This is a genomic window from Rhizobium acidisoli, from assembly GCF_002531755.2.
In the GTDB taxonomy this organism is placed as follows: Bacteria; Pseudomonadota; Alphaproteobacteria; order Rhizobiales; family Rhizobiaceae; genus Rhizobium; species Rhizobium acidisoli.
In genome coordinates, this window is record NZ_CP034998.1 from 1,700,021 (window position 1) to 1,724,517 (window position 24,497).

Sequence of the window (24,497 nt, forward strand, 5' to 3'; positions counted from 1 at the left end):
GAAGCGATTAAGGATAAAATTATGCAGCAATTCAAAGTGTTACAGCGTCCTTTGCGCGTCTGGAAAGACGCGCGGCGCTGTGGGAATTCATCGGTCAGGAGGAGGAGAAAATGACCAGAATGAAATCGATCGGCGCGGCTTTGGCTGCGGTTCTCTTGAGTTCCGTTGCCGCCCATGCCGGCGACGTGCGCATCATGTGGTATTCCGACGGCGGCGAAGGCGCTGTCATCAAGGATCTGCTGGCGCGCTTCTCGAAGGCCAATCCCGATGTCAACGTTATCCTCGACGAAGTCTCCTACGACGTTGTCAAGGAACAGCTGCCGGTGCAGCTCGAAGCCGGGAAGGGGCCTGACATCGCCCGCGTCACCAATTTGAAGGCGCAGGCGCAGCACTGGCTCGATCTACGCCCGCTCGTTGCCGATGCGAAATATTGGGACGACAACTTCGGCGCCCAGGCTGACTGGCTGCGTCCAGACGGCTCGAACGCCATTACCGGCTTCATGACGCAGATCACCCTGACCGGCGGTTTCGTCAACAAGACGCTGTTCGATCAGGCCGGTGTCGAAATCCCGGGTCCGAAGGCCACCTGGGACGACTGGGCAGCGGCCGCCAAGAAGGTCGCCGACAGCCAGAAGGTCTTCGCCATGGCGATCGACCGCTCCGGCCATCGCGTCTCCGGCCCGAACATTTCCTACGGCGCCAACTATATCGCCGCCGACGGCAAGCCGGCGCCGATCGATCAGGGCGCCAAGGAATTCCTCAGCCGCTTCGTCAAGTGGAACGAAGAGGGCATCGTCAACAAGGATGTCTGGGTCAGCGCTGCCGGCACCACCTATCGCGCCGCCGCCGAAGATTTCATCAATGGCGGCCTTGCCTATTATTATTCCGGCAGCTGGCAGATTTCGGGCTTCGCTCAGAAGATCGGTGACAGTTTCGACTGGGTCATGGCCGGAAGCCCCTGTGGCACGGCAGCCTGCACCGGCATGCAGGGGGGCGCGGGTCTCGTCGCCGTCAAATACACCAAGAACCCCAAGGACGTCGCCAAGGTGATGGATTACCTGGCAAGTGCTGACGTGCAGAAGGAATTCGCCGAGCGCAGCCTGTTCATTCCAGCGCATAAGGGTGTGGCCGCCGGCCAGATGGACTTCAAGACCGACAATCCGCATGTGCAGGCGGCGCTGAAGGCCTTCGTTGCCGCGGCCGGTCAGACGGCGGCGCCGGCCATGAAGCTGCCGGGCTGGAAATGGTCGGATGCCTATTACAGCGCCATCGTTGCCCGCATCAGCCAGGTGATCGCCGGCGAGATGAAGCTCGACGACGCCTATGCCCGCATCGACGGGGACATCAAGGCCAAGGTCGGCGCCAACTGACGGACGTAGAGATGGCGGGAAAGACGGTTTCTTCCGAACCGCCGGCGAAAGCCGGCCTGCGGCAGGCGCTCAATGCGCCTGTCCGGCTGCTGATGGGCATCGTCGATATTCCCATGCGCGCCTGGCAGAAGCTGACGGGGCTGAACGGCATGGCGGGCGTCTTCCTGGCGCCCAACATACTGATCTTCACCGTCTTCGTGCTCCTGCCGCTGGTCATCAACTTCATCTATTCGACGACGAGCGGCGGCGCCATCTTCCTGCCGAACAGGACCTATGTCGGTGCCGAGCAGTATCGCATCCTGTTCGATTGCGGTTCTTATCTCGACCCCTCGACCTGCGCGGCCGACACATTCTGGGCGGCGGTGCGCAACACTGCCGTCTTCGTCGTCTTCCAGGTCTCGGCGATGCTGGTTGCAGCGCTTGCGACGGCTTTGATCCTCAACCGCGAGCTTTCCAATCGCGGCTTCTGGCGCGCCGTCTTCTTCTTTCCGGTGCTTCTATCGCCCGTCGTCGTCGGCCTGATCTGGAAATGGATCCTGCAGCGCCAGGGCCTGTTGAACTACGCGCTGAGTCCCTTCGGCTTCGAACCTTTCTCCTGGCTCAGCGATCGTTTCTGGGCCTTCTTCTTCGCCGTCTTCGTCTCGGTCTGGGCGCATATGGGCTTTTATGCGCTGATCCTGCTCGCAGGCCTGCAGGCGATCCCCAGGGATCTCTACGAGGCGGCGGCGATGGACAAGGCGAGCCCCACCCGCATCTTCCGGCGCATCACCCTGCCGCTCCTGATGCCGAATCTTATCGTCGTCCTGGTGCTGGCGCTGATCCGCGCCGTGCAGATCTTCGACGAGGTCTTCGTCTTGACCGGCGGCGGCCCTGGCACCAGCACCATGTATATCACCCAGTATATTTACGAGACCGGCTTTGCCAGTTCGCTGCGCAATCCGGGGCTTGCCTCGGCCGCCTCGATCCTGATGGGCATCGTACTGGTCATACTGACGCTGATTCAGCTCGGCGTCAGCAGCCGCAACGAGAAGAAGGGAACACGCCAATGAGCGCGGTCGGCGCCTTTCTCCTGCGCCGCCGCGGCCGCGGCTGGCACTGGACCGACGTGGTCACCTGGATCTGGCTGGTCTCGGGCGTCTTCCTGATGTTCGGCCCGGCCGTCTGGCTGGTCTTTTCTTCCTTCAAGACGCCGGCCGCACTTGCCGAGTTCCCGCCGTCCTTCCTGCCCTATGTCACCGAACAGGCTGTTGTGCCGGGCTACGACAAGCCGCTGCCGCTCTATAACGTCACGATGCCGGACGGCAGCAGCCGTGTGCTCGCCGAAGTCCGCCGCATCGGCATTATCGGCCAGATGGTCGATCCGAAACAGCCGGGTGAAATCGTCAAGGCGAACATCAAGGACCGCACTCCGGTGCGCAAGGTCGAATTCGCCGCCGGCAACTACACCGAACCGTTCCAGCGCTTCGATTTCTTCCTGTTCCTGCGCAACTCCGTCTTCGTTACGGTCATGGCGACTGCGATCACGCTGCTCGTCAATTCCATGGCCGCCTTCGCACTGTCGAAATACCAGTTCCCCGGCCGCACCGCCGTCATGCTGATGATCCTGGCGACGCTGATGGTGCCGCTCTCGGTGATCGTCGTGCCGCTCTATTCCGTCATCGGCACCCTGAACCTGTTCGACAGCCTGTGGGGCGTCATCCTGCCGACGGTCGCCACCCCGACAGGTGTCTTCCTGCTGCGCCAATATATGCTGACCATCCCCGACGAGTTGATCGACGCAGCGCGCATGGACAAGGCCAGCGAATGGCAGATCTACTGGCGCATCATCCTGCCGCTGTCGGCGCCGGCGCTTGCGGTGCTGGCGATCTTCTCGGTCGTCTGGCGCTGGAACGATTTCCTCTGGCCGCTGATCGTGCTCTCGCGCAAGGAGCTCTATACGCTGCAGGTCGGCCTCAACGTTTATGCCGGCGAGCTCAATGTGCAATGGCACTACATCCTCGCCATGACCGTCGTCTCGATGATCCCCGTCGTGCTGATCTTCGTCTTCCTGCAGCGCTTCATCACCACAGGCATTGCCGGCTCGGGCCTGAAATAGGCCAGGCTATAAAAATACAGGAGAGTGCATGAGCGGGCTCGAGCTCAGGAACATCGTCAAGAATTTCGGCTCCGTCGAGGTCATCCGCGATGTCTCGCTTGAGGTCAATGACGGTGAGTTCGTCGCCTTCGTCGGCCCATCCGGTTGCGGGAAATCGACGCTGCTGCGCCTGATTGCCGGCCTCGACAAGCCGACAGGCGGCAGCATCGCCATCGATGGTAAGGACGTCACCGAGATCGGCGCCGCCGACCGGGGCCTTGCCATGGTCTTCCAGTCCTATGCACTTTATCCGCATATGAGTGTCAGGGAAAACCTTGCCTTCGGTCTCGAGAATACCAAGGTGGCCAAGGCCGAGATCGAAGCGCGCATCGCTGACGCCGCCCGCATGCTGGAGATCGAGCCTTTCCTGCAGCGCCGCCCGGGCCAGCTCTCCGGGGGGCAGCGCCAGCGCGTCGCGATCGGCCGGGCCATCGTCCGCCGGCCGGATGCCTTCCTGCTCGACGAGCCGCTCTCCAATCTCGACGCTGAGCTCCGGGTCAGCATGCGCGCCGAGCTTGCCGCCCTCCACGCCCGCCTGAAGGCGACGATGATCTACGTCACCCATGATCAGGTCGAGGCGATGACTCTTGCAAACCGCATCGTCGTGCTTCGAGGCGGTAGGATCGAGCAGGTGGGAACGCCACTGGAACTCTACAACAGGCCGGCCAACCGCTTCGTCGCCGGTTTCATCGGCGCCCCGCACATGAACTTCCTGGAAGGCGCCATCGTCGGCCACGAAGGCGGTATCACCCAAGTCGAAACCGTCGGCGGCCATCGCCTTTCCGTTATTGCCCGGGAAACGCGCCCGATCGGCGAGAGGATCAGCATCGGCGTCCGCCCGCAGCACATCACCCTTGCCGATGGGACTGACGCGCGCAAGCTGGACACTCGCATCCTCCTCGTCGAGGAACTGGGTTCCGAAACCGTCGTCCACGCCGACGCAGCGGGCAAGAAGCTGATCGCCGTCTTTGCCGGCCAGCAACGGATGAAATCGGGCGACAGCCTGCCGCTGCATCTCGACCCCGCTGTGCTGCATCTTTTCGGCGAGGACGGAAGGCGTCTGTCCTGAAGCTGAGGGATGTCCGGGTTATCAGCTGGCGATTGATGTTGACGGGGAAGTCTTCATTTGAGCTTGGCTTCCACCGGCCAATCGGAGATTTTTTTCCGCAACCACAGCCTGACCGCGAAATAAATGCATGCGATTAGCGATGATGGAGCTGCGAGAATTAGGAACACATATAGAAGGCGGAAATCGTTTTCGCTATAGAACATCGCAAAGTAAATGAAGACAACCAGGCACAATGAGATTGTAAACACCAGGGCGGCCCCAAAAAATGGGCGCGAGTTTATCTGTGTGCATTTCCAGAGATATAGAAAATAAATAGCGAATATGACCGGCAATGAAAAAATAAACTTAAAAACTAATGTAATTAGGCCGATGCCTTCAAAAAATATTGGTATATGCGCTACGATCATCCCTAGCATGTAGGATTGAAAGAGCAAATCGATTTGAGGCGCGCTGAGATTAATTTTAGTCATTTTCCCGCAAGCATTGAATTGCGCTTTTCAAGCTACTGAAGCATTGATCGACGTTCAAGACGGTCCGCGAACACTATGGGGCGTGATGTGCTGATCTGCCGACATTCTGCCGAAGCGCGTGACGCGAACAAGGTGACACGAATTTCAAGAAAAAGCCCGCGCCGGAATGGAGGCGCGAGCCGGGAATTTTCGTATCAAGACAGCTCTAGTGGCTGTTCTTGTGGCTTTGTTGACCAGCTTTTACATGCTGTTCATGGCTGCCGCCGCGGGTTCCGCTGGACTGCGCGTCGCGACCGCCTGATGAGGCGCTGCGGGCATTGGTGTCGTTCTTATGACTCTGCTGCCCGGCTTTGACGTGTTGTTCAGGGGTTCCACCTTGGTTTGCCATTCGGTTCTCCTTGGGTTTGAACGAGGCCACGTCGACCTCAGGGGGAGAACCTTCCTCTGGCGCATGCGTTCCCGATTTTAATATTTCGTGATCTCGTGCGGGAAGGAAGGGATGAGGAAGCGGACCGGACGGGTAGGGAGCTCGCCTGCCGTTTCGTTGGCCATCGGGAGAAAGCGGAAAAATCCCGATGTTCTCCAGCACCGCCGCGTCCGCTTGGCGCGGCCCGCAACCTCGATTCGAGAATGCGCCTGGCGGCAGGAAGGTTCCGCACTCAACCAGATCCAACCATGCGGGAAGCCCGCGCCAAGCCGTCGGCTCTTTCCAATCGATCCCATCGCTCTAACTTAAAAGGCATGGAAAGAAAGGAGAAACCCATGACCGACGCACCGAATACGGCGACCCCGGCGCGAAGAGTGTTGCGTGGCCGCCCCTACAGTATCGGCGAATTTGCCAAGAAATACCGGCTTGACGACAAGGAGGCAAAGCGCCTCTACGACAAGTTCGGCCCATCGGCCACCGAACTCGATCTGCTGATGGCGGCAAAGCGGCGCCCGCCGGGGCTGCCCACCAGTCTCGACGCCTGACGGTCGCTATGCGGATCCGGACGGGAAGCTGCCTGTGCGGGGCAGTCGGCTATCGCGTCGAAGGCGAGCCGCTTCGCGTCGGCCTTTGCCATTGCGGCGATTGCCGCAAATCGAGCGGCTCGGCCTTCGTCTTCTTTGCCGTCTGGCCGCGCCGGGCATTTTCCCATAACGGCGAGATCGCCACCTTTGCCGGCCGCAGCTTCTGCCCCGCCTGCGGCAGCAGGCTTTTCTGCCTGCGGGAGGAGGCCGCGGAAATCCGCCTCGGTTCGCTTGACAGCCCACCGACGGACCTCGCGCCGGATCATGAAGTCTGGATCAGGCGGCGGGAACCCTGGCTTCATCCGCTGCCGAGCGCGGGGCAATATGCCGGCGATGCCGATTGATGAGCGCCTCCGCGCGAAAACTTGACTTTTCTTACCAATATTTCATTTCCCCCATCCGCAATTCCGTGCCACTTCGGCGGCAACGCTAATGCCCGGTTCATCTGCGCTGTGCTTATTTCGCTGCAAGGGCCGACACGGCCAATGACTATCGAGGATGACATGAACGACACCGGAACCGGCAAGAAGACCGGGCCACAGACAAGCGGCGCGTCCGATCTCGCGGCGGTGCTTGCCGCATCGGGACGTCAGGGCAAGCGCAGCCGCTGGCGTGGACGCCTGTTCATCCTGCTGATCCTCGTCGCTGCTGCCGCCGGCGCCGCCTATTTCTATATGGGCCGCGGGCAAAGCGAAGTGAGCTATGCCACTCAGCCGGCAAAACGGGGCGATCTGACGGTGCTCGTCACCGCTACCGGCTCGGTGCAGCCGACCGAGCAGGTGGATATATCGAGCGAGCTTTCCGGTACGGTCCGCGACGTCAATGTCGATTACAACAGCACGATTAAAGCGGGGGACGTGCTGGCGCTTCTCGATACCAACAAGCTGGAAGCGGATGTGAAGAGTTCGCGCGCCAAGCTGAATTCTGCCAAGGCGAACGTCGCCAAGGCCAATGCCGATCTGGAATCGGCAAATACCTCGCTCGAGCGGCTGAAGAGCCTGGTCAAGAGCAACGTCTCGACCCAGCAGAGCCTCGACGACGCCACCTACAAATATGATTCCGCCGTCGCCGCCAAACAGATCAACGAAGCCGAGGTGCTCGCCTCGGAGGCCGACCTGCAGCTTGCCGAGGTCAATCTCGCCAAGGCGAAGATCGTCTCGCCGATCGACGGCGTGATCCTCACGCGCGCCGTCAATCCGGGTGCCACGGTCGCAGCCTCGCTTTCGGCGCCGATCCTGTTCACCATCGCCGGCGACCTGAAGAAGATGGAGCTGCAGGTCGATGTCGATGAGGCCGATGTCGGCCAGATCGCCGTCGGCCAGAAGGCGAAGTTCACGGTCGACGCCTATCCCGACCGCAGCTTTCCCGCCGAGATCGAACAGATCCGCTTCGCCTCCGAAGTGGTCAACAATGTCGTGACCTACAAGGCGGTGCTCTCGGTCGACAATGCCGACCTCCTGCTGCGCCCCGGCATGACGGCGACGGCCGACATCACCGTCGAAGCCGTCAAGGATACGCTGATGGTGCCGAACGCCGCGCTGCGCTACGCGCCGGCGCAGGCGGGACGGCGCGGCCGCGGCATTTTCGGCATCTTCGGCCCGCCACGCCAGCGCGGCGGCAATTCCGGCCAGGCATTGACGGGCGCCGAGCGGCGCGTCTGGGTGCTGCGCGAAGGTCGGCCCGCGCCTGTCGTAATCCAGGTCGGCTCGTCCGACGGCCAGTTCACGCAGGTCGTCTCCGGTGAGCTCAAGGAAAATGACGCATTGGTGACCGACGCCACGACGCGTGCGAACTAGGCGGAGAGACGGATGGCAAGCCCGCCGCTCATCGAATTCAGGCAGGTCTCGAAAGTCTACGGTGAGGGCGAGGCGGCAATCCGCGCCCTCGACCATGTCGACCTTGCGATCAACGCCCATGAATTCGTCGCGATCATGGGCCCATCGGGCTCCGGCAAGTCGACGGCGATGAACATCCTCGGCTGCCTCGACGTGCCGAGCGCTGGCGATTACGTCTTCGAAGGTATTCCGACCAGCGGCTTCGACCGAAGCCAGCTGACGCTCCTGCGCCGCCATATGCTCGGCTTCGTCTTCCAGGGTTTCAACCTGCTGTCGCGCACCTCGGCGGTCGAGAATGTCGAGCTGCCGCTGATCTATCGCGGCATGGCGGTGCGTGAGCGGCGGGAGCGGGCCCGCGAAGCCCTGGCGCTGGTCGGCCTCTCCGGCCGCGAGCATCACAAGACGCAGGAACTATCCGGCGGCCAGCAGCAGCGTGTCGCCATCGCCCGCGCCATCGTCACCGAGCCGGCGCTGCTGCTTGCCGACGAGCCGACAGGCAATCTCGACACGAAGACCAGCGTCGAGATCATGGATCTGATGACGCGGCTGAACCGCGAGCAGGGCATCACCATCGTCATGGTCACGCATGAGCCCGATATCGCCGCCTATGCGCAGCGGCTGCTCAGGTTCGTCGACGGCAAGCTGGAGACCGAGGTCGAGCATCGCAGGAGGGCGGATCATGTTCTTTGAGACGCTGAAGCTGGCATTGCGCGCCATCAGCCGCAACATGCTGCGTTCCTTCCTGACCGTGCTCGGCGTCGTCATCGGCGTTGCCGCCGTCATCGCGCTGGTGACGATCGGCAATGGCACCACCGCACAGGTCTCGACCGAACTGTCGCGGCTCGGCACCAACATGCTGTTCGTCCGCCCCGGCCAGTTCGGCCCCGGCCGGGCGAGCTCCGAGGCCAAGCGCTTCAGCGTCAAGGACGTCGCCGCCATCCGCGACCAGATCAGCGGCTTGAGAGCCGTGGCGCCGCTCAATCAGTCGACGGCGACGGTCATCTCAGGCGGCCAGAACCATTCGACCAGCGTCTCCGGCACCACCAACGACTATTTCGTCGCACAGGATTGGAACCTGGCGCTTGGCCGCACTTTTACCCCCGCCGAGGAGCGCGGCCAGTCCCGCTGCATCATCGGCGAAACGGTGCGCTCGCAGCTCTTCGGCGCCGCCGATCCAACCGGCCAGCAGATCCGCGTCGGCAAGGTCTCATGCCCCGTCATCGGCGTGCTTGCCAAGCGCGGCCAGTCCGGCATGGGCACCGATCAGGACGATGTCGTCATTATGCCGGTCAAGGTGTTCCAGCGCCGCATCAGCGGCAACAGCAACGTGCCGCAGATCATCATCTCGGCGCGCGACGGGGTTTCCACAGCCAAGGTGCAGTCTGATGTCGAAGATCTGCTGCGCGAGCGCCGCAAGATCATCCCCGGCCGGCAGGACGATTTCAACGTCAACGACATGACCCAGATCGCCGAGGCGATGACCGGCACGACGACGCTCTTGACCGGCCTGCTCGGCGCCGTTGCCGCCATCAGCCTGCTCGTCGGCGGCATCGGCATCATGAACATCATGCTGGTCTCCGTCACCGAACGAACCCGCGAGATTGGCATCCGGCTGGCGATCGGCGCGCTCGAAAATCAGGTGCTCACCCAGTTCCTGGTCGAAGCCGTCGCGCTCTCACTCTTCGGCGGCATCACCGGCATCGTGCTTGGCCTCAGCCTCGGCTTCGGCGCCGTGACGCTGCTGAAAGTCCCCTTCGTCTTCAGCCCAATGATGATCGCCGTCGCCTTCCTCTTCTCCGCCGCAATCGGCATGATCTTCGGCTATTTCCCGGCGAGACGGGCAGCGCAGCTGAACCCGATCGAGGCGCTGCGGCACGAGTGACCCTGATGAATGCGTCATGGCAGGGTGCATGGGGATCTCATCATTGGCTACGCTGGATGGATCGCTGTACGAGTGCTTGAGATCCCTCCGCGATGTCGTGTGACAATTGTCAATTCTGCATCGCAATAATGCAGACTGGATAAATACAACCCACACTGTAAAATCCTCGTTGTAATAAATGTATATCAAAAGCATGCGGGTCGCTTCGGCCTGCTGCTGATTAGAAATATTGATTTCGGAAGAAAATGTCTGTCGATCAGCGTATCCTGCAGGAAGCATTCCACTGCATCCGCAACCTCCATGAAATTGGCCATCTCTCGGCAATTGTCCACCAGCTGCGCGCATTGGTCGGGGCTGCCAATCTTGCCTATCAAGCTCTTTTCATTCCGGGCCGGATGGCCAATGAACGGCTCGTTGCAGAAACCTATTCCGACAGGTGGAAGAAACTCTATCAGTCGAAAAATTACCTTCGGACCGACCCCATCGAGATCGCCGCACGCAAAACATCTCAACCGTTAGACTGGGGCCATTTGAGGTCTGCATCGAAGGAAACAGCATCGTTCTTCGCGGAAGCAGAGCGCCATGGGGTCGGCAATAACGGCATCTCCATACCTCTTGTCGATGCCCAGGCGGGGCGGGCGCTTTTCAGCGTCACATCAAATCTTGAGGGGGAGGATTGGGCGACTTTCAAGGGCCGTGCTCTGCCATCGCTCATTCAGATCGGCAAAGCCATTCAGCTCCGGACGGCTGAGATCGAGACAAAACCCGCAGCGCAACCTTCTCGCGTTGCCGCATTGACCACCAAGGAAACGGACTATCTGGCGCTTTACGTTGCCGGTTATGAAATCAAACAAATTGGCGACATGCGGTCAGTTTCGGGCACCGCCGTGCGGGCAGCCTTGAATTCCGCCACGGAAAAACTCGATGCTCGTGGACCGCGTCATGCTGGCTATCTCGCAGTAGCACTCGGCATCATTCCGACTTCGGTCATTGTGAGATAGCTGCATAGGAGAGAAGCTTCGCCCGTCTTGCTGTCGCAATTCCAATGCGTCGTTTGTTGGCGTTGGCGCTTTCTGAGGTCGCGGCTCGTGCTCCGAAATGTTGTGGAATAATTCCTCGGAGACGACCCAATTTGGAGCCATCCAAACTTCTCTTTTCATTGAATTCGGATGTGCCTTAAGAGGCTGAATTCAATCATAAATAGATATTTCTCTACCGCTTTGGCCCGAGGTTTAATACTATGGCGGGCATAATCTCTGCTGCATGTCAAGATTTTAAATTAAAAGTTGCGCCTGAATTTCTGTCGCCCTAACGATCTCATGGGGATTATAGCGGCGAGAGAGATGCGGTGCTGGGTAGGAAGCAGCCTCAAGAGTATCGGATTTGCCTTGCCGCTTCAGGTGGCGCGCCTCTCTTTTCGCGTCTAATCAATAGGTTGGAGCTCGCCACGCCGATTTTCACGATCGAGGTCTGCGATCGGGCGATGCCGAGCAAGAGCGTTCCGACGCTAATGGCCCCAATCCTTCTCACAACAGGACTCGTGGTTGAGGTAATTCGCGAGCGCGTGATGCTACGCATGGCTGCAGTGGTTGATGGTGCGCTGACAAAACGCGCCTTTGCTGTGATTTCAGACGATACCTCAAGACGAACGGTAAAAGCTCGCGATCTCAAGCTCCTACCCGCCACGCAGGTTTTCATTCGCAGGACGGATCGAACGGTCCTTCCTTATTTCCTGAACCCAATCAGCGACCACCTCGAGCACGTGTTTCGGGACGAACAACATCAATTCATTTCAACATTTGAATCGCCAGGGGGCTAAAATGGCAGTCATTACGGGAACGGCAGGTAACGATACTCTGAATGGCACGAGCGGAGATGATCAAATCTCCGGCCTCGGAGGCAACGATATCCTCATCGGCGGCGCAGGGGCAGACCGATTGGATGGCGGCGCCGGCGTCGACACGGTGGATTATTCGACCTCGACGGCTGGGGTGACCGTCGACTTTTGGACCAGCACGGGCAGCGGCGGCGATGCTGCCGGTGACACCTATGTTAACATCGAGAAGGCGATCGGCTCGGCCTATGGTGACACGCTGGTCTCGGCGGTGCCAGGACATGTGCTGCAGGGTGGGGCTGGAAACGACGTCTACATTCTTGGCGTTCAGGGCGTCTCCGTCGTCGAAGCGGCTGGCGAGGGCGACGACACGGTGCAGACAGCGCAGGGGACGCTGAGCATCGCGGGCTATGCCAATGTCGAACGGCTGACCTTCACCGGCAGTGTCAACTTCGTCGGCACGGGCAATGCCTTGGACAACACCATCACCGGCGGGGTCGCCAACGATACCCTGGACGGCGGCGCCGGCAATGACCAGCTATTCGGCGGCGCCGGCACCGACATCCTGATCGGCGGCGCAGGCGCAGACCAATTGGATGGCGGCGACGGCGCTGACAATGCGAGCTATAGCTCGAGCACGTCGGCTGTGACGATCAACCTGAAGACCGGCGTGTACACCGGCGATGCGGCCGGCGACACCTTCACCTCGATCGAGGGTTTCATCGGCACGAGTTCTGCCGACACCTTCGTAAGCGGCTCGGACGCCAGCTTCTTCAACGGCGGCGCCGGCGTCGACACGGTGGATTATTCGACCTCGACGGCTGGGGTGAACGTCGACTTCTGGACCAGCACGGGCAGCGGCGGCGATGCTGCAGGCGACACCTATGCCAACATCGAGAAGGCGATCGGCTCGGCCTATGACGATCTGCTGGTCTCGGCGGGATCCGGGAACGTGCTGCAGGGCGGGACCGGGAACGACGTCTACATCCTCGGCGTGCAGGGCGTCAGCGTCGTCGAGGCGGCTGGCGAAGGCGACGACACGGTGCAGACGGCGCAGGGGACGCTGAGCATCGCGGGCTACGCCAATGTCGAGCGGCTGACCTTCACCGGCAGTGTCAACTTCGTCGGCACGGGCAATGCCTTGAACAACATCATCACCGGCGGGATCGCCAACGATACCCTGGACGGCGGCGCCGGCAATGACCAGCTATTCGGCGGCGCCGGCACCGACATCCTGATCGGCGGCGCAGGCGCAGACCAATTGGATGGCGGCGACGGCGCTGACAATGCGAGCTATAGCTCGAGCACGTCGGCTGTGACGATCAACCTGAAGACCGGCGTGTACACCGGCGATGCGGCCGGCGACACCTTCACCTCGATCGAGGGTTTCATCGGCACGAGTTCTGCCGACACCTTCGTAAGCGGCTCGGACGCCAGCTTCTTCAACGGCGGCGCCGGCGTCGACACGGTGGATTATTCGACCTCGACGGCTGGGGTGAACGTCGACTTCTGGACCAGCACGGGCAGCGGCGGCGATGCTGCCGGCGACACCTATGCCAACATCGAGAAGGCGATCGGCTCGGCCTATGACGATCTGCTGGTCTCGGCGGGACCCGGGCACGTGCTGCAGGGCGGGACCGGGAACGACGTCTACATCCTCGGCGTGCAGGGCGTCAGCGTCGTCGAGGCGGCTGGCGAAGGCGACGACACGGTGCAGACGGCGCAGGGGACGCTGAGCATCGCGGGCTACGCCAATGTCGAGCGGCTGACCTTCACCGGCAGTGTCAACTTCGTCGGCACGGGCAATGCCTTGGACAACATCATCACCGGCGGGATCGCCAACGATACCCTGGACGGCGGCGCCGGCAATGACCAGCTATTCGGCGGCGCCGGCACCGACATCCTCATCGGCGGCGCAGGCAATGATGTGCTCCAGGGCGGCGACGGCAATGACACCCTCACCGGTGGCGCGGGGGCAGACCAATTGGATGGCGGCACGGGCAACGATACCGCAGCCTATACCGGCCAGATCACCCTTAATCTGAAGACCGGCGTCCATACAGGCGATGCGGCCGGCGACACCTTCAGCGGCATCGAGGTGCTCAGCGGCTCGTCCGCCAACGACACCTTCGTCGGCAACGGCACGACCATCACCTTCAACGGCGGCGCCGGCACCGACATCGTCGATTATTCCACCTCGGCTGCGGCCGTCAACGTGACCCTTGGGGCTGCCGGGGTGACGACGGTTGCAACGGGCGGCGACGCTGAAGGCAACAGCCTCGTCAACATCGAGCGAGTCGTAGGATCGTCCTTCGCCGATACCTTGGCCTCTTCCACGGCTGGACATAACCTCGTCGGCGGAGCGGGAGACGATATCTATCTGGTCGACAACCAGGGCGTCACCATCGTCGAGGCCGTTGGCGGGGGCACGGACGAGATCCGTACCTCGCTGACAACCTTTTCAATGGCGAACTACACCAATATCGAGCGGGTGACCTTCACCGGCACCGGGGCAGTGAACCTGACCGGTGGCGCCGGCGATGACATCCTCACCGGAGGCGCGGCCAACGATATCCTGGACGGCGCTGGCGGCAACGATATCCTGATCGGCAGCGGGGGCGCCGACCAGCTGATTGGCGGCACAGGGACGGATACCGCCAGCTATGCCAACGCGGCGGCTGCGATCACGCTTAATCTGAAGACCGGGGTCCACACGGGCGACGCCGCCGGCGACACCTTTACCGGCATCGAAGCATTCGAGGGATCGAACTTCGACGACACCTTCTTCAGCTCGGCTTCGGCGGACACTCTGAATGGCGCAGCAGGCACGCTGGATACGATCGATTATTCGCTCTCCAGTGATGCGGTAAACGTCGACCTGACGACCAACATCGTAAGCGGTGGCGATGCGGCGGGTGACGTTCTGGCCAACTTCGAACGGGTCGTCGGTTCTTCTTTCGCCGACACCCTGGCCTCTTCGACTTCTGGGCACGCCCTCGTCGGAGGAGCGGGAGACGATATCTATCTCGTCGGCAACCAAGGCGTGACGATTACGGAGGCCACTGGCGGGGGCACGGACGAAATCCGCACCGCGCTGGCAACCTATTCGATGGCGGCTTTCGCCAATGTCGAGCGGCTGACCTTCACCGGTACCGGCAACGCGACCCTGACCGGCAATAGCGGCAATAACGTCATATCAGGTGGAACCGGCAATGATACGCTGATTGGTGGCGCCGGCGCCGATCAACTGATCGGCGGGGCCGGCACGGATACCGCCAGCTATGCCAATGCAGCGGCCGCAATCACGATCAATCTGAAGACTGGCGTCCACATTGGCGATGCCGCCGGAGATACCTTCAGCAGTATCGAGACGTTCATCGGCTCTTCCTCCAAGGACACCTTCGTCGGCAACGGTACGGCCGTCACCTTCAACGGCGGTGTCGGCACCGACACCGTCAGCTATTCCTCTTCGGCTGCAGCGGTCAGCGTGATCCTTGGGGCGAGCGGCGTGACGACTATCGCATCGGGCGGCGACGCCGAGGGCAACAGACTCATCAGCATCGAGCAGGTCATCGGCTCGGCCTTCGCAGACACGCTCGGCTCGACCGCCACGGCCACCCAGACGCTGCAGGGCGGCGGCGGCAACGATACCTATGTCGTCAGCTCCCAGAACATCGTCATCACCGAATCGTCAGGCGCCGGCGACGACGAGATCCGCACCACCGCGACCTCCTACTCGATGGCGGCCTACGCCAATGTCGAGCATCTCACCTTCACCGGCACCGGCAACGCGACCCTGACCGGCAATGCCGGCGACAACGTCATATCAGGTGGAACGGGCAACGATACGCTGATCGGCGGTGCCGGAGCCGACCAGTTGATCGGTGGTGCCGGGACGGATACCGCCAGCTATGCCAATGCGACAGCCGCGATCACTCTCGATTTGAAGACCGGGGTCCATACAGGTGACGCCGCCGGCGACAGCTTCGACAGCATCGAGACGTTCATCGGTTCGAACTTCAACGACACCTTCTTCAGTTCAGCTTCGGCGGACCATCTGAATGGCGGAGCGGGCACTCTGGATACGATCGATTATTCGCTCTCCAGTGATGCGGTCAATATCAACCTGACGACCAATGTCGTCAGCGGTGGCGATGCAATGGGTGATGTTCTCGCCAACTTCGAACGGGTCGTCGGCTCTTCCTTCGCCGACACTCTGGGCTCTTCGACATCAGGACACGCCCTCGTCGGAGGCGCGGGAGACGATATCTACCTTGTCGACGCCCAGGGCGTGACGATCACGGAGGCTGCTGGAGAGGGGACGGACGAGATCCGCACCACGTTGACAACCTATTCGATGGCGAACGACACCAACGTCGAGCGGCTGACCTTCACCGGCACCGGCAACGCAACACTGACCGGCAACACCGGCGACAACATCATCACCGGCGGCACCGGCAATGATACGCTGAATGGCGGCGGCGGAGCCGATCAGCTGCATGGCGGCAGCGGCGATGACACGCTCTTCAGCGGCACTGGCGATTTCCACCTCTATGGCGACGACGGCAGCGATACGTTGAACCTGATATTGGGCCAAGGCTTCGCCGATGGCGGCAATGATGGCGACACCTACCATGTGAACATGGCTCTTGCTGCGACAATCAAGGACACCGGTGTCGGAGGAAGTGACGCCGTGTATCTGGACAGGGTTCTGTCCTTTGCGGATTTGGATAACATGAGAGTGGGGGATGATCTTGTTCTTCAATCTCATGCCGACGCGACGGCCGGCACAGGCTATGAAAACGCTACGGTGATACTGCAAGACTGGTACGCCGGAGCAAACAGCATCGAGTTCTTCTACCTTGCGGATGGCACGCAGGTTTCGGGAACTCTGTTCAGTTAAGTTTGGCCTGAGGCAACGCAGCCGCAGGAATAGCGGTTGCGTTGCGCTCGAAGTAAACTTGAGGAAAGCTGAGGCTCCGTCATGCCGCTCAACAGGCTGGTGATCTACGCCGGGAACGTCGAGGAAACGGCGCGGTTTTACGAGAAGCATTTCGGATTCAAGGCGACCAGCCTGCCCGGCGATCGCATCGTTGAACTCGTCGCTCAGGACGGCGGCGCCAATATAATGCTGCATCAGGCGGCCAAAGGGCAGCGGAGCGGCCAATCCATCGTCAAGCTCGTCTTCGACGTAGAGGATGTCGAGGCCTTCTGCATGCGGTGCGCAGAGAACGGTCTGGAGTTCGGCGCTCTTCACAAGGCTGACGGTTATGTGTTCGCCAATGCAAAAGATCCCTGTCAAAATTCGATTTCGGTATCCAGCCGGGCATTTCGCAAGAGCTGACCGGAAGGGTAGGCGCCGGTATCATAGAGCGCTCGACGCGGGGCGGCTCTTTACGCCGTGGGTGAGTTCGGGAAGAACGCCAATCCCGCTCTCTGTATTCCTCGGCCTTGAGCCGAGGATCCATGCCATTATCGCTGGTGGATGTGGTGCGGATGCTCGACTCAAGGCCGAGCATGACGGAGGGTGGGGCGAGTGAAGGGAGTTCTTTTGCGGCGCAGACGACCAGGTCAGCAATCGCATTCGTCGAATTCACACGGCTGTTATCTCTTTGTCTCCATTCTGATATTTCAATGCCGACTTGTCTTCGGTTTTTGACCGTGCCACTATGTGATATATCAGATTGATCAGCGGATTTCCGGCATGCAGACGTCACAGAGCCATCTTGCCTATCTCGCGCTGGAGCATCTGATCGTGACGCTGGTGCTGAAGCCGGGTGCGCTGGTCACCGAAAAGCAGTTGATCGATATGGCGGGCCATGGGCGCACGCCGGTGCGCGAGGCGATCCAGAAGCTTGCCTGGCAGGGGCTGGTCCTGGTGAAGCCGCGTGTCGGGCTGCAGGTGGCCGAGATTGCGCCCGGGGATCACGGCAATGTCATGCAGGTGCGCCGCGAGCTGGAGCCGATTGCGGCAAGCCTCGCAGCCGAACATGCGACGGACGAACAGCGCGTCCGCCTTGGCGACTGCGCCCGCGCGATGGAGGACTGCGCCGTCACCGGCAATCTCGCCGGCTTCTTCGCCGCCGACAAGACCTTTGACGAAATCCTCGAGGATGCCTGTCCGAACGGCTTCATCATGGCGGCACTTGGCCCGGTGCAGACGCATGCGCGTCGCCTCTGGTATTCCACCGCAAATCCGGAGCGCATGGACCGCGCCATTGCGCTGCACGTCGCCGTCATCCGCGCCATTCGGCAGGGCAGGCCGGAGGAGGCGCATGCTGCGATGGCGACCCTGATCGACTATCTCGCCCGCCCATAAAAACGGCCCCGTTTCCGGAGCCGTCGTCAGATCAGGGTGTCGAAGGAAACGTCAGCCGACGAAGGCGCGTTCGATGACGAATTCGGCAGGCTTGCTGTTGGCACCTTCATTGAGGCCGCCCTTTTCGAGCAGCTCCTTTGTATCCTTCAGCATGGCCGAGGAGCCGCAGATCATGCCGCGGTCGATCGCCGGGTCGAGCGGCGGCACGCCGAGATCGGTAAACAGCTTGCCGGAGGAGATCAGGTCGGTGATGCGGCCGCGATATTCGAAATCTTCGCGGGTGACGGTCGCGTAGTGGCGCAGCTTGTCGCCGACGACTTCCTTCAGCAACTCGTCGTTCTGGATCTCCTCGACGAGGTCGAAGCCGTATTTCAGCTCGGCGACATCGCGCGTCGTATGGGTGAGGATGACTTCCTCGAACTTTTCATAGGTTTCGGGATCGCGGATCAGGCTGGCGAAAGGCGCAATGCCGGTTCCCGTCGAGAACATATAGAGGCGGCGGCCCGGCGTCAGCGCGTCGAGCACCAGCGTGCCCGTCGGCTTCTTGCGCATCAGCACCTGGTCGCCCGGCTTGATCGCCTGCAAGTGAGAAGTCAGCGGGCCGTCCGGCACCTTGATCGAGAAGAATTCGAGCTCTTCGGCCCAGGCGGGGCTGGCGATCGAATAGGCGCGGAAGACCGGTTTGCCCTCGACCATCAGGCCGATCATCGCGAATTCGCCGGAACGGAAACGGAAGCCCTGCGGCCGGGTCATCGTGAAACGGAAGAGCCGGTCGGTGTAATGCGTCACAGAAAGCACCGTCTCGGCGTAAACGCCGGCGGGGATGGACGAGGCGAAGTCTTCGGTCTTTGCAGGCGCGTTCATTGCGGTAGCGGATCCCGTTTCGTCGGATGAACTGTCGGATGCGAGGCAGATATTACATATCGGGCTCGAATTAAAGGCATTCCATTCCACGCAGTGCGCCTGAAGGGAAATATGCATGTCATTGTCAGGATTCAATGGCCAACCAGGGGGCAGCGGGCAATGTTGTATTTCCCGCTGGCGAAGCCCGGCAAAGGATGCATATTAGGGCGGCGCGCCTGGACTGCACGCCGGTTTTCGGCAAAAACGGTGCGACAACAAAGACCTACGGCGTCGGGACCCGATTCAGGAATGAGGGGCCGGTGATGGTTGGCAAAAACAAGCTTGCCGGGGCGAGCGCGATAGGGCGGTCGGGGGAATATGAAGATTTTTAAGTACAAGCGCGTTCCTTACGCGGAGATGCGCGCCTTTTCCGTCCACATCCTGACGGCCTCCGGATCCTTCCTGGCCTTCCTCGGCGTCGTTGCCGCCGCCGAGCACCGCTTTATCGACATGTTCTGGTGGCTGGGCCTGGCCCTTCTCGTCGACGGCATAGACGGGCCGATCGCCCGCAAGGTGCGCGTCAAGGAAGTGCTGCCGAACTGGTCCGGCGATACGCTCGACAATATCATCGATTACGTCACCTATGTGCTGTTGCCGGCTTTCGCGCTCTATCAAAGCGGGATGATCGGCGAGCCCTGGTCCTTCGTCGCCGCCGGCATGATCGTCGTTTCCAGTGCCATCTATTATGCCGATATGGGCATGAAGACCGACGAGTATTTCTTCTCCGGCTTCCCCGTCGTCTGGAACATGATCGTCTTCACGCTGTTCGTTATCGATGCCAGCGCGACGACGGCGCTCGCCGTCGTGACGGTTTCGGTGGTGCTGACCTTCCTGCCGATCAATTTCCTGCACCCGGTCCGCGTCAAAAGGCTGCGCCCGCTCAATCTCGGCGTCTTCTTCCTGTGGTCGGCGCTGGGCATTTTTTCGCTGCTGATGCACTTCGACACGCCCGAATGGGCGCTCATTCTCTTCATCGTGACCGGGCTCTATCTTTACGTCATCGGCGCGGTGCTGCAATTCTTCCCCGCCCTCGGACGCAAAGCTTAGGATGACCAAGATGACGAAAACGCAGGCGGTTTCATTTTCGAGAACGGGCGGGCCGGAGGTCTTCGACTATGTCGAACTCGATCTGCCGTCGCCCGCAGCCGGCGAGGTGCAGATCCGCCAGGCGGCGGTCGGCCTCAATTTCATCGATGTCTATTTCCGCAACGGCACCTACAAGGCGCCGCATCTGCCCTTCGTCACCGGCAAGGAGGGCGCCGGCACCGTGACGGCGGTCGGCCCCGGCGTTGTGGATTTCAAGATCGGCGATCGTGTCGCCTATGCCAGCGCCGACGGTGCCTATAGCGCCGAGCGCAATATCGAGACGCGCCATCTGGTGCATGTGCCCGATGGCATCGAACTCGAAACGGCAGCGGCGATGATGCTGAAGGGCATGACCGCTGAATATCTCTTGAATCGCACCTTCAAGGTCGGCCCCGAGACGGTCCTCTTGTTTCATGCCGCCGCCGGCGGCGTTGGGCTGATCGCCGGCCAATGGGCAAAAGCGCTCGGCGCCACCGTCATCGGCACGGCGGGCTCTGAAGACAAGGTCCAGCTGGCGCTCGCCCATGGCTACGACCACGCGATCAACTACAAGAGCGAAGACTTCGCCGTCCGGGTCCGCGAGATCACCGCCGGCAGGGGCGTCGATGTCGTCTATGATTCGATCGGCCGCGATACTTTTCCACAGTCGCTCGATTGCCTGAAGCCGCGCGGCCTTTTTGCCTCTTTCGGCCAATCCTCCGGGCCGATCGAGAACTTTACCCTGGCGATGCTGGCGCAGAAGGGCTCGCTGTTTGCGACGCGGCCGACGCTCTTCACCTATATCGCCGCCCGCCAGGAGCTGATCGACAGCGCCAAGGCGCTATTTGATGTTGTGCAAAGCAACAAAGTGCGTATCAATATCAATCAAACCTATCCGTTGCGTGAGGTTGGGCAGGCTCACGCGGATCTGGAAACAAGAAAAACAACAGGAACGACGCTGCTGATTCCATGAGATCCGAACGGGCCGATCAGCAGAAGAAATGAGGGGAACGTGTCGCCATTGAATGTGCCGGAGTCCGGTGCGTTACTATCCGTCCAGAAGCTGACGAAGTTTTTCGGTGGCTTTGCCGCCTGCAATGAAATCGATCTCGATATCGCGCCGGGCGAAATTCATGCGCTTCTCGGCGAAAATGGCGCAGGCAAATCCACCCTTGTGAAGATGCTGTTCGGCGTTCTGGAGCCGACCAACGGGCAAATCCTCTGGGAAGGCAAGCCGGTCACGGTCACCTCGCCGGGCGAGGCCCGCAAGCTCGGCATCGGCATGGTCTTCCAGCATTTTTCGCTGTTCGAGGCGCTGACCGTTGCCGAAAACATTGCGCTGTCGCTCGATGATGCCATTCCGATCGGCAAGATCGCCGAGGAGGCGAGGGCGCTCTCTCAAGCTTACGGCCTGCCGCTCGACCCGCATGCCCATGTCGCCGATCTCTCGGTCGGCGAGCGCCAGCGCATCGAGATCGTCCGCGCGCTGCTGCAGAACCCGAAGCTGATCATTCTCGACGAGCCGACCTCGGTGCTGACGCCGCAGGAGGCCGATAGGCTGTTCGAAACATTGTTCAAGCTGCGCGCCGAGGGCCGCTCGGTTCTCTATATCAGCCATCGCCTGGAAGAGGTGCAGCGCATCTGCGATCGCGCCACCGTGCTGCGCCATGGCCGCGTCACCGGCGCCTGCGATCCGAAGCAGGAAACGCCTGCCTCGCTTGCCCGGATGATGGTCGGCAGCGAGGTGGCGACCGTCACCCATCCCGAGCGCTCGGACAAGGGCGAGGTGCAGCTTGCCGTTGCCAACCTGTCGGTTCCCGCGCGCACGCCATTCGCCATGCCGCTGCGCGATGTCTCCATGGCTGTGCGCGCAGGCGAAATCCTTGCCATTGCCGGTGTTGCCGGCAACGGCCAGAGCGAGCTCTTCGATGCGCTCTCCGGCGAATATCCGGTCGCTTCGCCCGAGGCAATCGTCATCCGCAAGAAGCCTGTGGGCACCGAGGGCATCACCGCCCGCCGCCTGCTCGGCGCCGGTTTCGTGCCGGAGGAGCGGCATGGCCATGCCGCCGTTTCTGCGATGAAACTGTCGGACAATCTGGTGCTCGCCCGCAGCCAGTCGGATCGCAAGGCGTTTCTCGGCCTGCTCGGCATCATCCGCCACGGCGCGGTAAAATCTGCCGCACGGCGGATTTCCGAGGCGATGGATGTGCGCAAGAGCGGCGACGACCCGGCCGCCGGCTCGCTCTCCGGCGGCAATCTGCAGAAATTCATCGTCGGCCGCGAACTCGACCGCCAGCCGGCCGTGCTGGTCGTCAACCAGCCGACCTGGGGTGTCGATGCCGGGGCTGCAAGCCGCATCCGCCAGGCGCTGGTCGATCTTGCAAAGGCCGGCTCCGCCGTCGTCGTCATCAGTCAGGATCTCGACGAGATCTTCGAAGTGGCGACCGATATCGCCGTCATCTCCGAGGGACGCCTTTCCAGCCCGTTTCCATCAGGCGAACTGACGCGCGAAAAGATCGGCCTGCTGATGGGCGGCCTGCATCAGAGCGGCGGCGCTCCAGAGGCGCCCCATGCGCATTGAAGAGGCAGCCCATGCGCATTGAACTCGAAAAACGCCCCGACGTCTCGAAGCTCTATACCTTCGTCTCGCCGCTGCTGGCCCTTGTGCTGACACTGGTGTTCGGCGCCATCATGTTCGCCATGCTCGGCAAGGACCCTGTGGAGGCGCTGGACGCCTTCTTTGTCGAGCCGCTGCTCGAGGTCTGGTCGCTGCACGAACTGGCGATCAAGGCCGCACCGTTGATCCTGATCGCCGTCGGCCTGGCGGTCTGCTATCGCTCGAACAACTGGAATATCGGCGCCGAAGGCCAGTTCACCATCGGCGCCATCACCGGCTCCTATCTGCCGATCGTCTTCTACGACTGGCATTCGCCGCTCGTCCTGCCGCTGATGCTCATCCTCGGAGCGCTCGGCGGTGCGCTTTTCGCCGCCATTCCGGCGCTGTTGAAGGCGCATTTCAACACCAACGAAATCCTGACGTCGCTGATGCTGGTCTATATCGCCCAGCTCTTCCTCGACTGGCTGATCCGCGGCGCCTGGCGCGATCCGAAGGGCTTCAACTTTCCGGTCTCGCGCGATTTCGCCCCTGAGGCGGTGCTGCCGGCGATCTGGGAAGAATCGGGCCGAGCCCATTGGGCCTTCATCTTCGCCATTATCGCGGCGATCGGCGTCTGGTTCATGCTGCGTTATACGCTGAAAGGCTTCGAGATCGTCGTGCTCGGCCAGTCGGAGCGGGCAGGGCGCTTTGCCGGTTTCTCGTCGAAGAAGATGATCTGGTTCAGCTTCCTCTTTTCCGGCGCTCTTGCCGGCCTTGCCGGGATAGCCGAGGTTTCCGGCTCGATCGGCCACCTGCAGCCGGCGATCTCGCCGGGCTACGGCTTCACCGCCATCATCGTCGCCTTTTTGGGACGCCTCAATCCGCTTGGCATCATCGCCTCCGGCCTGGTGCTGGCATTGACCTATCTCGGCGGCGAGGCGGCACAGCTGTCGCTCGGCGTCTCCGACAAGGTCACCCGCGTCTTCCAGGGCCTGCTGCTCTTCTTCGTGCTCTCCTGCGATACGCTGATCTATTACAAAATCCGCATCGTCTGGTCGCGGCTGAGAGGTGGGGCGGCATGAGCATCTTCGAAGCCATCCTGCTGACCGTCATCACCGCCTCGACGCCGCTCGTCATCGCCGCCCTCGGTGAACTCGTCACGGAGCGTTCCGGCGTTCTCAATCTCGGCGTCGAAGGCATGATGATCATGGGCGCGGTCGCTGCATTTGCCGGCGCGCAGATCTCGGGCTCGCCCTATGTCGGCATCGTCTGCGGCATTGCCGCGGGCGCGCTTTTTTCGCTTCTCTTCGCCTTCCTGACGCTGACGCTGGTGGCAAATCAGGTGGCGACGGGACTGGCGCTCACCCTTCTCGGCCTCGGCGTATCGGGCATGCTCGGCGAAGCCTATGTCAGCATGCCCGGCATCCGGCTGGGAGAAATCGTCATTCCGGTCCTCTCCGACATTCCGGTCATTGGCCACGTTCTCTTCCGGCAGGATCTGATCTTCTACCTGTCGATTGCGCTTGTGGTCGGTGTCAGCTGGTTCCTGTTCCGCAGCCGGGCCGGGCTGAAGCTGAGGGCGATCGGCGACAGTCACGCTTCGGCGCATGCGCTCGGCATTCAGGTTATCCGCACGCGCTATCTGGCGGTGATGTTCGGCGGCGCCTGCGCCGGGCTTGCCGGCGCGCAGCTGTCGCTCGTCTACACCCCGCAATGGGCGGAGAACATGTCGGCCGGCCGCGGCTGGATCACGCTGGCGCTGGTGGTCTTCGCCTCCTGGCGGCCGTGGCGGGTCTTTGCCGGCGGTTATCTCTTCGGCGCGGTCACCATCCTGCAGCTGCACGCACAGGCCTTCGGTCTCGGCATTCCCTCGCAGTTCCTCTCGATGCTGCCCTATGCCGCGACTATTGTGGTTCTCATCATCATTTCTCATAATCGGCGCACGACGTTGATCAATACGCCCGCCTCGCTCGGAAAAGCCTTCGTGCCGGAGCGATAAAGCAACACGA

Annotated in this window: 21 protein-coding genes; 19 read left to right on the forward strand and 2 right to left on the reverse strand. The window is 61.4% G+C overall.

Going from position 1 to position 24,497, the window contains the following annotated elements:
* Positions 1 to 110: 110 nt before the first annotated feature.
* The 4 genes from CO657_RS08515 to CO657_RS08530 are packed head-to-tail and all read left to right on the forward strand — an operon-like array spanning position 111 to position 4,573.
* Positions 111 to 1,370: an ABC transporter substrate-binding protein gene (locus CO657_RS08515; protein ID WP_054183145.1), complete on the forward strand. Its 1,260-nt coding sequence runs from the start codon at positions 111 to 113 to the stop codon at positions 1,368 to 1,370.
* Between the two features lie 11 nt (positions 1,371 to 1,381).
* The gene (locus CO657_RS08520; protein ID WP_054183144.1) at positions 1,382 to 2,419 is read left to right on the forward strand and encodes a carbohydrate ABC transporter permease; all 1,038 of its coding nucleotides are present in this window, start codon (positions 1,382 to 1,384) and stop codon (positions 2,417 to 2,419) included.
* The gene (locus tag CO657_RS08525) at positions 2,416 to 3,465 is read left to right on the forward strand and encodes a carbohydrate ABC transporter permease (RefSeq protein WP_054183143.1); all 1,050 of its coding nucleotides are present in this window, start codon (positions 2,416 to 2,418) and stop codon (positions 3,463 to 3,465) included. The genes CO657_RS08520 and CO657_RS08525 overlap by 4 nt, the downstream gene beginning before the upstream one ends.
* 28 nt (positions 3,466 to 3,493) lie before the next feature.
* Positions 3,494 to 4,573: an ABC transporter ATP-binding protein gene (locus CO657_RS08530; RefSeq protein WP_054183142.1), complete on the forward strand. Its 1,080-nt coding sequence runs from the start codon at positions 3,494 to 3,496 to the stop codon at positions 4,571 to 4,573.
* Positions 4,574 to 5,248: 675 nt separating this feature from the next.
* Here the strand turns inward: CO657_RS08530 and CO657_RS08535 are convergent.
* Positions 5,249 to 5,431 carry a hypothetical protein gene (locus CO657_RS08535; RefSeq protein WP_082366277.1) on the reverse strand — a complete coding sequence of 61 codons (183 nt, stop codon included), beginning with the start codon at positions 5,429 to 5,431 and terminating at the stop codon, positions 5,249 to 5,251.
* 374 nt (positions 5,432 to 5,805) lie between these two features.
* Here CO657_RS08535 and CO657_RS08540 point away from each other — a divergent pair, with 374 nt between their 5' ends.
* The 10 genes from CO657_RS08540 (at position 5,806) to CO657_RS08585 (ending at position 17,924) form a co-directional block, all read left to right on the forward strand.
* Entirely contained in the window at positions 5,806 to 6,015 is a 210-nt protein-coding gene (locus CO657_RS08540; RefSeq protein ID WP_054183140.1) for a hypothetical protein, read from the forward strand.
* A gap of 8 nt (positions 6,016 to 6,023) precedes the next feature.
* The gene (locus CO657_RS08545) at positions 6,024 to 6,398 is read left to right on the forward strand and encodes a GFA family protein (protein ID WP_054183139.1); all 375 of its coding nucleotides are present in this window, start codon (positions 6,024 to 6,026) and stop codon (positions 6,396 to 6,398) included.
* 159 nt (positions 6,399 to 6,557) lie between these two features.
* Positions 6,558 to 7,850 (forward strand): efflux RND transporter periplasmic adaptor subunit, encoded by a 1,293-nt coding sequence (locus CO657_RS08550; RefSeq protein ID WP_054183138.1) that lies wholly within the window; start codon positions 6,558 to 6,560, stop codon positions 7,848 to 7,850.
* Positions 7,851 to 7,862: 12 nt separating this feature from the next.
* The gene (locus CO657_RS08555; RefSeq protein ID WP_054183137.1) at positions 7,863 to 8,579 is read left to right on the forward strand and encodes an ABC transporter ATP-binding protein; all 717 of its coding nucleotides are present in this window, start codon (positions 7,863 to 7,865) and stop codon (positions 8,577 to 8,579) included.
* Entirely contained in the window at positions 8,569 to 9,771 is a 1,203-nt protein-coding gene (locus CO657_RS08560; protein WP_054183136.1) for an ABC transporter permease, read from the forward strand. The genes CO657_RS08555 and CO657_RS08560 overlap by 11 nt, the downstream gene beginning before the upstream one ends.
* A 245-nt stretch (positions 9,772 to 10,016) precedes the next feature.
* Positions 10,017 to 10,772 carry an autoinducer binding domain-containing protein gene (locus CO657_RS08565; protein ID WP_054183135.1) on the forward strand — a complete coding sequence of 252 codons (756 nt, stop codon included), beginning with the start codon at positions 10,017 to 10,019 and terminating at the stop codon, positions 10,770 to 10,772.
* A 347-nt stretch (positions 10,773 to 11,119) separates the two neighbouring features.
* Positions 11,120 to 11,590 (forward strand): 6TM ABC transporter family protein, encoded by a 471-nt coding sequence (locus CO657_RS08570; protein ID WP_054183134.1) that lies wholly within the window; start codon positions 11,120 to 11,122, stop codon positions 11,588 to 11,590.
* A gap of 1 nt (position 11,591) precedes the next feature.
* Positions 11,592 to 16,508: a beta strand repeat-containing protein gene (locus CO657_RS37095; protein ID WP_128715531.1), complete on the forward strand. Its 4,917-nt coding sequence runs from the start codon at positions 11,592 to 11,594 to the stop codon at positions 16,506 to 16,508.
* Positions 16,509 to 16,589: 81 nt separating this feature from the next.
* Complete coding sequence (locus CO657_RS08580) at positions 16,590 to 16,949, forward strand: VOC family protein (RefSeq protein WP_012557642.1); 360 nt, start codon at positions 16,590 to 16,592, stop codon at positions 16,947 to 16,949.
* 360 nt (positions 16,950 to 17,309) lie between these two features.
* Complete coding sequence (locus CO657_RS08585) at positions 17,310 to 17,924, forward strand: GntR family transcriptional regulator (protein WP_012557643.1); 615 nt, start codon at positions 17,310 to 17,312, stop codon at positions 17,922 to 17,924.
* A 51-nt stretch (positions 17,925 to 17,975) separates the two neighbouring features.
* On the opposite strand, the gene CO657_RS08590 is transcribed toward CO657_RS08585, so the two are convergent.
* A complete protein-coding gene (locus tag CO657_RS08590; protein WP_012557644.1) occupies positions 17,976 to 18,788 on the reverse strand; it encodes a ferredoxin--NADP reductase in 813 nt (270 codons plus the stop codon).
* A 357-nt stretch (positions 18,789 to 19,145) separates the two neighbouring features.
* Here CO657_RS08590 and pcsA point away from each other — a divergent pair, with 357 nt between their 5' ends.
* The 5 genes from pcsA to CO657_RS08615 are packed head-to-tail and all read left to right on the forward strand — an operon-like array spanning position 19,146 to position 24,487.
* Positions 19,146 to 19,874, forward strand: coding sequence for a phosphatidylcholine synthase (pcsA, locus tag CO657_RS08595; RefSeq protein ID WP_003586520.1), 729 nt, complete (start codon positions 19,146 to 19,148; stop codon positions 19,872 to 19,874).
* A gap of 10 nt (positions 19,875 to 19,884) precedes the next feature.
* Complete coding sequence (locus tag CO657_RS08600; RefSeq protein ID WP_054185321.1) at positions 19,885 to 20,865, forward strand: quinone oxidoreductase family protein; 981 nt, start codon at positions 19,885 to 19,887, stop codon at positions 20,863 to 20,865.
* Positions 20,866 to 20,904: 39 nt separating this feature from the next.
* A complete protein-coding gene (locus CO657_RS08605) occupies positions 20,905 to 22,473 on the forward strand; it encodes an ABC transporter ATP-binding protein (RefSeq protein ID WP_012557646.1) in 1,569 nt (522 codons plus the stop codon).
* Between the two features lie 11 nt (positions 22,474 to 22,484).
* Positions 22,485 to 23,570 carry an ABC transporter permease gene (locus tag CO657_RS08610; protein ID WP_003586516.1) on the forward strand — a complete coding sequence of 362 codons (1,086 nt, stop codon included), beginning with the start codon at positions 22,485 to 22,487 and terminating at the stop codon, positions 23,568 to 23,570.
* Complete coding sequence (locus CO657_RS08615) at positions 23,567 to 24,487, forward strand: ABC transporter permease (RefSeq protein ID WP_003586514.1); 921 nt, start codon at positions 23,567 to 23,569, stop codon at positions 24,485 to 24,487. The genes CO657_RS08610 and CO657_RS08615 overlap by 4 nt, the downstream gene beginning before the upstream one ends.
* Positions 24,488 to 24,497: the final 10 nt, after the last annotated feature.